Annotated in this window: 9 protein-coding genes, 1 tRNA gene and 1 rRNA gene; 6 read left to right on the top strand and 5 right to left on the bottom strand. The window is 59.3% G+C overall.

From position 1 onward, the window contains the following. Positions 1 to 43: 43 nt before the first annotated feature. Positions 44 to 1,576 (top strand): ATP-binding protein, encoded by a 1,533-nt coding sequence (locus ACMO9O_RS04865; RefSeq protein ID WP_418982549.1) that lies wholly within the window; start codon positions 44 to 46, stop codon positions 1,574 to 1,576. Positions 1,577 to 1,594: 18 nt separating this feature from the next. On the opposite strand, the gene ACMO9O_RS04870 is transcribed toward ACMO9O_RS04865, so the two are convergent. Beyond that, positions 1,595 to 1,966, bottom strand: coding sequence for a winged helix-turn-helix transcriptional regulator (locus ACMO9O_RS04870; protein WP_418982551.1), 372 nt, complete (start codon positions 1,964 to 1,966; stop codon positions 1,595 to 1,597). A 225-nt stretch (positions 1,967 to 2,191) separates the two neighbouring features. Between ACMO9O_RS04870 and ACMO9O_RS04875 the strand changes: the two genes are divergently transcribed. Further along, the gene (locus ACMO9O_RS04875) at positions 2,192 to 2,641 is read left to right on the top strand and encodes a cupin domain-containing protein (RefSeq protein ID WP_418982552.1); all 450 of its coding nucleotides are present in this window, start codon (positions 2,192 to 2,194) and stop codon (positions 2,639 to 2,641) included. 324 nt (positions 2,642 to 2,965) lie between these two features. Here ACMO9O_RS04875 and ACMO9O_RS04880 read toward each other — a convergent pair whose 3' ends face one another. Together ACMO9O_RS04880 and ACMO9O_RS04885 are read right to left on the bottom strand one after the other, a co-directional pair. After that, the gene (locus tag ACMO9O_RS04880; protein ID WP_418982553.1) at positions 2,966 to 3,262 is read right to left on the bottom strand and encodes an HPF/RaiA family ribosome-associated protein; all 297 of its coding nucleotides are present in this window, start codon (positions 3,260 to 3,262) and stop codon (positions 2,966 to 2,968) included. Between the two features lie 20 nt (positions 3,263 to 3,282). Then, positions 3,283 to 4,185 (bottom strand): tyrosine-type recombinase/integrase, encoded by a 903-nt coding sequence (locus ACMO9O_RS04885; RefSeq protein WP_418982554.1) that lies wholly within the window; start codon positions 4,183 to 4,185, stop codon positions 3,283 to 3,285. A gap of 275 nt (positions 4,186 to 4,460) precedes the next feature. On the opposite strand from ACMO9O_RS04885, the gene ACMO9O_RS04890 reads away from it, so the two are divergent. Further along, positions 4,461 to 5,063 carry a flavin reductase family protein gene (locus tag ACMO9O_RS04890; RefSeq protein ID WP_418982556.1) on the top strand — a complete coding sequence of 201 codons (603 nt, stop codon included), beginning with the start codon at positions 4,461 to 4,463 and terminating at the stop codon, positions 5,061 to 5,063. Positions 5,064 to 5,170: 107 nt separating this feature from the next. On the opposite strand, the gene ACMO9O_RS04895 is transcribed toward ACMO9O_RS04890, so the two are convergent. Together ACMO9O_RS04895 and ACMO9O_RS04900 are read right to left on the bottom strand one after the other, a co-directional pair. Continuing rightward, positions 5,171 to 5,252: transfer RNA gene (locus ACMO9O_RS04895), tRNA-Leu, on the bottom strand. Positions 5,253 to 5,320: 68 nt separating this feature from the next. After that, complete coding sequence (locus tag ACMO9O_RS04900) at positions 5,321 to 5,932, bottom strand: signal peptidase II (protein WP_418982557.1); 612 nt, start codon at positions 5,930 to 5,932, stop codon at positions 5,321 to 5,323. A 133-nt stretch (positions 5,933 to 6,065) separates the two neighbouring features. Here ACMO9O_RS04900 and ACMO9O_RS04905 point away from each other — a divergent pair, with 133 nt between their 5' ends. The 3 genes from ACMO9O_RS04905 to ACMO9O_RS04915 all read left to right on the top strand — a co-directional run. Beyond that, positions 6,066 to 8,096 carry a S8 family serine peptidase gene (locus tag ACMO9O_RS04905; RefSeq protein ID WP_418982558.1) on the top strand — a complete coding sequence of 677 codons (2,031 nt, stop codon included), beginning with the start codon at positions 6,066 to 6,068 and terminating at the stop codon, positions 8,094 to 8,096. A 119-nt stretch (positions 8,097 to 8,215) separates the two neighbouring features. Next, a complete protein-coding gene (locus ACMO9O_RS04910; RefSeq protein WP_418982559.1) occupies positions 8,216 to 8,500 on the top strand; it encodes a hypothetical protein in 285 nt (94 codons plus the stop codon). 101 nt (positions 8,501 to 8,601) lie between these two features. Next, positions 8,602 to 8,713: ribosomal RNA gene (locus ACMO9O_RS04915) — 16S ribosomal RNA — on the top strand; the annotation flags it as partial.

Raw genomic sequence — 8,713 nt, forward strand, 5'->3', positions numbered from 1 at the left:
GGATTACCTTTGCAAGAAAACGTAATCAGCATTCGATCCATCCATGCGAGCAGCAAACGACCCGAACTGCGTGAATCCCGATCCGTCCGACCGGAAAGGTGCGTGCCGTTGCCCGGGGGCGGGCTACTACTCCGACCTGATGCTGGAGGCCATGCAGACCGGCGCGATCTTCTTCGACTGCGACGGGATAATTTACCGGACCAATACGCTGGCCCGGCAGGATCTGCGCGTCGCGGACGATCCGGCGGGAGTCGGGATCGCCGACCTACTGTCGGTTTTCTGCAACGGGGACGACCTGCTGCCCGGACTGCTTCGGGCGCTGGAGGAGCCGGAAAATGCGCAGGTCAAACTGCCTGCCGGTACGATCATGCGCTGCCTTGCGTCCAACGCGCAGTTCTTCGTCAGCGGCTGCATCACGCGGCTCGAATGCGGCCGCAGGTTGCTCTCGTTCCGCAACATCATGGACGAGATCACGCGCGAACGCATCCTGAGCATGGTGCTGGCGCGGACCAAGATTTTTCCGTGGTTTTACGATCTGGATCAGGACCGGATGCTCATCGATGCGCACTGGTTCTCCTACCTGGGTATTCCGGCCGGGGACGGCACGATTACGCAGGAGCAGTTCTTCGCCCGCGTGCACCCCGACGAGCGGGAGATGCTGGCCGAAGCGCTTCGTGTGCAGCTTACCAGCCAGGAGGTTCAGGACACCTTTTCCTACCGGCTGCTGCGTGGGGACGGCACGTGGGAGTGGTTCTCCGAGCAGTCGATGTACCTCGGCCGAACCGAGGACGGGTCGCCCTACCGTGTGGTGGGGGTGTGTCAGAGCATTCAGGAGCACAAGACCACCGAGGAGACCCTGCGCCTGGCGCGCGACAAGGCGCAGGAGAGCGAACGGCTCAAATCGGCTTTTCTGGCCAACATGAGCCACGAAATCCGCACGCCGCTGAACGCCATCGTGGGCTTCTCGAACCTGCTGATCGGGGGCGAGGTAGACCCCCGCGACGAGGAGGTGCGCGAGTATTCGGCGCTCATCAGCCGCAACTGCGACTACCTGATTACGCTGGTCACCGACATACTGGACCTGTCGCGCATGGAGTCCGGTTCGATGAATTACTGCGTCGGCTCCCACTCGATGAACCGGCTTCTGCGGGATATTTACGACAAATTCGCGGAGCGGATGCCCGAAGGGGTGCAGATCCGCCTGCGCCTTCCGAAGGGCGACCTGCGGGCCGAGACCGACGACATCCGGTTGCGGCAGGTGATGGAGAACCTGGTGGGCAACGCCGTCAAGTTCACCCGCAAGGGGCATATCGAGCTGGGGTGCAGCCGCGATGCGCGCAGCGGCGCTGTCCGGCTGTTCGTGGCCGATACCGGGCTGGGTATCCCCCGGGACGAGCGGGAGCGGATTTTCGACCGCTTCTACAAGATCGACGCATTCAAGCAGGGGGCCGGACTGGGGCTTTCGGTCTGCAAAACCATCGTCGAGGGGATGGGCGGCCGCATCGACGTCGCCTCGCGGCCCGGACGGGGTTCGCGCTTCACGGTCACCCTCCCTGCGTCGGCGTCCGAGGCGTAAGGCCGACCGGCGGGGGCGTTATTTCGACCGTCGTTCGAACTCCCGGCGGTGGCTGAGGATGGTCTGCATGTGGTTCTGCGCCCAGGCGGTCAGCGAGTCGATCAGCGGCACGAGCGAGCGCCCGGTCTCCGTCAGGCGGTATTCGACCCGCGGCGGGACGACCGGATAGACCTTGCGCGCAACCAGTCCGTCGGCTTCCAGCGTGCGGAGCGTCCCAGACAGGACGCGCGAGGAGATGTCGGGGATTTCGCGGCCGAGCTGGCCGTAACGCATCACGCCGTGTTCGGCGAGGATGTGGATCACCAACAGGGACCACTTGTTGCCCAGACGGGCGATGACGTTGCGGATCGGACAGGTTTCGAGGATCGAGGGATGCGTTTCTTGCTGCATGCGACTGAGTGTTTGGGAGCGTATCTGTTCGGACAAAGTTACGCAAAATAATTTGAATTTTTTCGCCGCCGCAAAGCGCTCGCCGCCAGCAAAAGCGAGCGCAAGGTTACTATGTGGCCAAAAGGTAAGCGCTTGCATTTCAGCTTTCCGTGACGTATATTTGTGCTGCGCAGGAGCGGTGCGATGATGGTGTCGGCTCTGCGAAACCTCAAAATCAGTCATGCGATGAAACGGATCGAAAAAGTGGCCGCGGCGGAGAATTTCTCGGCGGTGAGTGTGGGTAAACTGGATGAACTGGGCGACTACCTGCTGGAGTTGGGTCCCGACGTGAAGATTCCCGGCAAGGTGTTCGGCGGCGCGGCCGTGGGGGCCACGGGCGGCGAATTCTCCTTCCAGCTCTTCCGGCCGGGTACGGAGACCGGATTCCTCCATACGCACAAAAACCATGAGGAGCTCTACTTCTTCCTTGCCGGCAAGGGGGAGTTCCAGGTCGACGGAAAGGTGTTTCCGATCGGGGAGGGGAGCGTGGTCCGGGTGGCTCCGGCGGGGAAGCGCTCCGTGCGCAACAACGGCGACCGACCGCTGGTGATGCTCTGCGTGCAGTACCGGGGCGGTACGTTCACGGCGGAGGATGCGGCGGACGGGGTGATCCTGAACGAACCCGTGCGCTGGTAGTAAAGCCGAGCGGCGGCTCCTCGGGCTGCGTCGTCCTGCGGCCCGATGCGGGGTGGCTCTACGGGCTGTTTCGTTTTGCGGTCCGATGCGGGGCAGAGACGCCCGGGGTGTCGTAGGGGGCTTTCGTTCGTTGCGCGCCGTACGGCTCCATGCGGTCGCGGAGCGGGGCCGGTCTTCTCTCCGGCCGTTTCGTTCCGCTGCACGGATCGTCCCTGCAGTCGGATGCGGACGGCGAATGGTAGCACCTTCCCGCAAACTTACCATGAAACACCCCGGAACTCTTCACGGGAGTTCCGGGGTGTTTTTCGTCTCCCATGAATGGGGTTACTTTTCCGTTTTGGCCTTGAACTTGTCGATCTGGCGCTTCAGCGCGTCGATGGCCTCGTCGACCGACTCCTCGAACGCCTTCGACTGGTGGCACGCTACCAGGTCCTCGCCCGGCATGTGGAGCGTAATGGTCGCTATCTTGTTCCCCTTTTCGTGGTCCTTGTCGAGCCGCAGAATGACTTCGGCTCCGGTCGCGCGCTCCGCAATACGGTCCAACTTGGCCATCTTGGCATTCACGAATTCGATCAGCCGGATGTCGGCATCGAATTTCACGGATTGAATCTGTACGTTCATAGCCTAACTTTTTTAGGTAGTTACTTCCCTCCCTTTCCGCGGGGATGGGCTTTCGCGTATATCTCCCTCAGGTGGGTGATACTGTTGTGCGTATAAATCTGCGTGGAGCGCAGCGAGGCGTGTCCCAGCAGCTCCTGAATCTCCCGCATGTCGGCGCCGCCGTTCAAGAGGTGCGTGGCGAACGTGTGCCGCAGCACGTGGGGGCTTTTCTTGCCTTTTACCCCGGAGCGGTCCAACAGTCGGAGCACCGTGCGGTAGACCGCGGTCCGGGAGATGCGCGCTCCTTGCTCTGTTAAAAATAGAGCTTTTTCCGGGGAATTGCAAATATTTTGCCTGTCAATTAGGTCGAGGTAACGGATAATTTTTTCGCGCACGAACTCCATGACCGGAACCTGACGCACCTTGTCGCCCTTGCCCCGGACGCGCAGCGCCGTGAAGTCGGCCGCAAAGTCCGTGCGGTCGATGGCGATCAGTTCGGCCAGCCGCAGCCCGCAGGTGTATAACAGCAGGATCATCAGTGCGTTGCGCTCCGTCTCGAAATCGAGGCTCTCCGTTTCGCACTCGTCCACGATCCCGGTCATCCGCATCTCGGGGACGAACGCCGGCAGGCGGCGCGACGTGCGCAGCGAGCGGATCGGCAGCATGATGTCCTTCCGGAGCGCTCCTGTCTGCAGCAGCCAGCGGAAGAGGGTTCTGAGCGACGACAGCTCGCGGTTCATCGAAGCGGGGGTGACCTTGTCGCACTCCATCCGGTGGATGATCCAGGTGCGGATCTCCTCCGTGGTGACGCTGGCAGGGTCGAACCGGGCGTCGTCCGTGCCGCGCCACGCCAGAAACCGCTCCACGTCGCGGCGGTAGTTGCGGACGGTCAGCGGCGAGTAGCGTCGCTCGGCTTCGAGGTATGCGATGAAGCGGGAAAGCATGGAACAAAGATACGGAAAGTCGAGCGCAGAAGCAAACGCAGTTTGGTTCTGCCGAGACGGAGTATCTAAGGCGAAGCCAAAGTGACGGAAAGTCGAGCGCAGAAGTAAACGCAGTTCGGTTCTGCCGAGACGGAGTATCTAAGGCGGAGCCAAAGTGACGGAAAGTCGAGCGCAGAAGCAAACGCAGTTTGGTTCTGCCGAGACGGAGTATCTACGGCGAAGCCAAAGCAATCCCCGAGCGAGCCGAATTTCCGGAAAAAAGCTACCTTTGTGGTATGAATAACGATCATTCGCTCAAAGAGAGCTGGAAACCGGGGACGCTCCTCTATCCGCTGCCCGCGGTGCTGGTCAGCTGCGGCGCGACCGAAGAGGAGTACAACCTGCTGACGGTGGCGTGGACGGGGACGGTCTGCACCGCGCCTCCCATGTGCTACGTCTCTATCCGCCCTGAGCGGCATTCCTACGCAATTATCCGTCGCACGGGCGAGTTCGTCATCAACCTCACCACGCGCGAGCTGGCCCGCGCGACCGACTGGTGCGGGGTTCGCTCGGGCCGCGACTGCGACAAGTTCCGCGAGGCGGGCCTTACGCCGCTTCCGGCCGAACGGGTCGCGGCGCCGATCGTTGCGGAATCGCCCGTGAACATCGAGTGCCGCGTGAAGCAGGTCATCCCGCTCGGTTCCCACGATCTGTTTCTGGCGGAAGTGGTCAACGTGCAGGTCGACGCCGCGCTGATCGACCCCGCCACCGGGCGCTTCTGCCTGGAGCGCGCCTGCCCGATCGTCTATTCCCACGGCGAATATTTCGCCCTGGGCGAAGCCATTGGCCACTTCGGCTGGTCGGTGCGCAGGCGCAAGACCCTGCGCCGGAAGCGGTAGGACGGACGGGTCGGCCGCGAACAGTCCGCCGCAAAACGGCGGCTGCGATCGTTCGGTCACGGAAAAAGCAAAACCCCGCTGAACTTGCGTTCAACGGGGTTCCTCAGTGCCCAGGACAGGAATCGAACCTGCACGCCTTGCGGCACACGCACCTGAAACGTGCGCGTCTACCTATTCCGCCACCTGGGCATTTCGGAATTGCGGTGTGCAAAAGTAACACTTTTTTCGCATTCGCCAACTATTTTTTCGAAAAAAATCTATTTCGAGAAGTATTTATATTGGAAAACAAGCAGATAGACTACCGCTACGGAGATGTAGGCGTCGGCCAGGTTGAAGATCGCTCCGAAGAAGTAGTTGTTGCTGTCGACCAGAAAGCGCAAGAAGTGCGGCACGCCGTTCCACTGGAAGAGCGGAAAGTAGAACATGTCCACCACTTTACCCATCATGAATCCGGCGTAGTGGCCGCCGAACTGGGCGACCGCCAACGGAGTCGACTGCGAGAAAATCAGCCCGTAAAAAGCGCTGTCGAGAATGTTTCCCAGCGCGCCGGCCATGATGAGCGCCAGCCCGACGAACACCCCTTTGGGCGTCTTCCTGTTGCGGTGCAGGTTGCGGATTAGCCAGATCAGACCGGCCACCATGGCGATGCGGAACACCCCCAGCAGCAACTTGCCCCAGTCGAAGCCGCCGGGCGTGTAGATGTGCATGCCGAACGCCGCGCCGTTGTTCTCGATGAAGCGCAGCTGGAACCAGTCGGCGAAGACGACGATCGACTCGTCGAGGGTCATGTGGGTCTTGACCCATATTTTGAGCGCCTGGTCGGCCACGAGCAGGATCAGCACGAGCAGCGTTATATGCTTGTATTTCATTTAACCGGGATTAATCTGCGGCAAAAATAGTAAAAAATTCGGTTCCGGAACGGGCGTGTTATAAAATTGTCCCGGCGGAACGAACGGGTTTCGAAAAAAAATCCTATCTTTGAAGAATCTAACGGATAAAAATATGAAACGATTTTTACTCGCACTTTGCCTGCTCGCGTCGTTCGCCTGTACGAAAGACCCGATCGATTCTTCCGGCGACGATTCCGCCGCGGAGGGAGCACGTCTGGTCGGAAATCCCTCGATAGCGGCTCCGGGCACGCTCGCCATCAAACTCACCCCAGAGGCAGCCGCTGCGGTTTTGGCCGGGCAGACCCGTTCCGAAGGGGTTGCGACCCGATCGGGAATCGGGGGGATCGACGCCGTGCTGGACGGCGTGGGTGCGACGCGCTTCGAGCGCCTGTGGGCCTACGACCCAGTCTGGGAGGAGCGATATGCGACGACGGGGATCAACCTCTGGTATACGGTCTATTTCGATCCTGCGGTGGACGTAGCCAAGGTGGGGCGCGAGCTTGCCGTGCATCCCGAAATCGAGGCCATCCAGTTCCCGATCAACCCCAAATACCGCCGCGTGATGCGGGAAGGTCCCGTGCGCCCCTATTTCGTCGAGAACGATCCGGCGCACAACGTGGCCACCCGGGCCTCCGCCGCGATGAACGACCCCTACCTCAGCCAGCAATGGCATTACGACAATCCGGGGACCGGGTCCAAGTCCAAAGCCGGTGCGGACATCAACCTGACCGACGCGTGGAGCCTCTGCACGGGCAATTCTGGCGTGATCGTCGCCGTGATCGACGAACCGATCTATACGGAGCACCCCGATCTGAAAGACAATATGTGGGTCAACACGGACAATCCGTCCAAGAACGGCCTGCACGGGTATAATTTCTGGAACCAGTCGGCCGATCTGGACTGGAAGTCCTACGACTATGATCCGAACTACGGTTACGAATATGCCGACCACGGTTCGCACGTAGCCGGCGTGATCGCCGCAGTGAACAACAACGGGATCGGGGTAGGTGGCATTGCCGGCGGCCGGAACGGGAACGGAGTCAAGCTCATGTCGTGTCAGATCATGGGATACAGTTCGAAGAATGTCGACCAGAGTTACGCCGATTCGAAGGCTTTCGAATACGCCTTGAAGCACGGGGCCGTGATCGCCCAGAACAGTTGGGGCTGGGGTCTCGACGAAGATACGACGCCGAGCGATCTCGAAGCGGAGTGGAACTATGGATACAGCAATGTAAACGCTCTGAAAACGGCCATCAACACTTTTGTCCGCTATGCCGGGACGGAAGATCCGGCCTCTCCGATCGAGGGCGGGCTGGTGATTTTTGCCGCGGGCAACGACGGAGACGTCTGGCAGGACGCCAAGATGTATCCCTCCGCCTATGCGCCGGTCATCGCCGTTGGCTCGATGGACTGGGGATTCCTGCCGGCCTACTACACCGACTACGGTTCGTGGGTGGACATCACCGCTCCGGGCGGCGACCAGTCTTTGGGGAATAGTGCCGGGGTTCTCAGCACCATCCTCTGCGACAATTCGATCAGTTACCAGGATGGGCGCAAGACGAGCGCCTCTTACGGCTACGGTTATATGCAGGGAACTTCGATGGCCTGCCCCCACGTTTCGGGCGTGGCTGCTCTCGGCTTGGCCTATGCCAGACAGATCGGGAAAAAGTTCACGGCCGATGAATATACGTCGCTGCTGCTCAGCTCCGTCTATGGAATCGACCAGTATTTCTCCGGAACGAAGTACTCTTACGACTATAACAACAAGCGGATCACGCTGCAAATGTCCAACTACAAAAATAAGATGGGCGGTGGCTGCGTCGACGCACTCAAACTGTTGCTCAATATCAAAGGCACGCCTGCGATTTATGTGAAGAAGGGCGTGGCGACCACGGTGGATTTCGCGGACTATTTCGGCGGTGCGAACAGCAAAGTCGCCATGAACTCGGCCACGTCGAGCGATCTTTCGAACGTCGGCCTTACGTCGCTGCCGGCCTTTAACGGGACGAAGCTCACGCTTACCTGTACCAAAGCGGGTTTGGCGATGGTGACGGTCAAGGCCCGTGCGGGCGACATAACCGTGACGCGCGAGTTCGCCCTCGTTTCGCGCGAGGGCATGGCTGAAAACGGCGGCTGGCTCTGATCCTTGCCCGACGGGTGTGCGGTTCGCGCAAGCCGCCGACGTCCTCTCTGCGATTCGGATCGCGGCTCTTCCTGAGGGTGGGCCGCGATTTTTTTAGGCCATGCGTATAATATATATAGGTGAGGGTGCGTTTTGTGCAAAAAATAGCGGATTCGGCAAAAAAAGATGCGGAAATATTTGCAGGTTCCGAAAAAGTCGCTACCTTTGCATCCGCGTTTGAGAAAAACGGTTGTTCTTACGAAGTGTGGAAGTTTACAATAAAGGAGCTTAAAGCCTTTTGTGAACACGATTTTTTCCGAAAACGCAAAGTTCTTGAAAAAAGATTTGCAGGATTGAAAAAGATGAATTATCTTTGCAGTCCTTTCGCACCACAAAATGCGAATTTTTTCAACAAGGTTCTTTGAATTACTGGTTATATTTGAGAGAATAAGAAATGTAGTATTTATCTGTCAATTTCCTTTCAAGGAAAACGAATAGTCAGGACTCTAACAATACATTATTTTATACAATGGAGAGTTTGATCCTGGCTCAGGATGAACGCTAGCGGCAGGCTTAACACATGCAAGTCGAGGGGCAGCACGAAGTAGCAATACTTTGGTGGCGACCGGCGCACGGGT

This window comes from Alistipes sp., from assembly GCF_048465635.1.
In the GTDB taxonomy this organism is placed as follows: domain Bacteria; phylum Bacteroidota; class Bacteroidia; order Bacteroidales; family Rikenellaceae; genus Alistipes.

Excerpts from the sequence above, each read along its gene's own strand:
- ACMO9O_RS04900 (WP_418982557.1), bottom strand. The coding sequence starts at position 5,932 with ATGAAATACAAGCATATAACGCTGCTCGTGCTGATCCTGCTCGTGGCC.
- ACMO9O_RS04890 (WP_418982556.1), top strand. The coding sequence starts at position 4,461 with ATGAATAACGATCATTCGCTCAAAGAGAGCTGGAAACCGGGGACGCTC.
- ACMO9O_RS04905 (WP_418982558.1), top strand. The coding sequence starts at position 6,066 with ATGAAACGATTTTTACTCGCACTTTGCCTGCTCGCGTCGTTCGCCTGT.
- ACMO9O_RS04880 (WP_418982553.1), bottom strand. The coding sequence starts at position 3,262 with ATGAACGTACAGATTCAATCCGTGAAATTCGATGCCGACATCCGGCTG.
- ACMO9O_RS04885 (WP_418982554.1), bottom strand. The coding sequence starts at position 4,185 with ATGCTTTCCCGCTTCATCGCATACCTCGAAGCCGAGCGACGCTACTCG.
- ACMO9O_RS04865 (WP_418982549.1), top strand. The coding sequence starts at position 44 with ATGCGAGCAGCAAACGACCCGAACTGCGTGAATCCCGATCCGTCCGAC.
- ACMO9O_RS04875 (WP_418982552.1), top strand. The coding sequence starts at position 2,192 with ATGAAACGGATCGAAAAAGTGGCCGCGGCGGAGAATTTCTCGGCGGTG.
- ACMO9O_RS04870 (WP_418982551.1), bottom strand. The coding sequence starts at position 1,966 with ATGCAGCAAGAAACGCATCCCTCGATCCTCGAAACCTGTCCGATCCGC.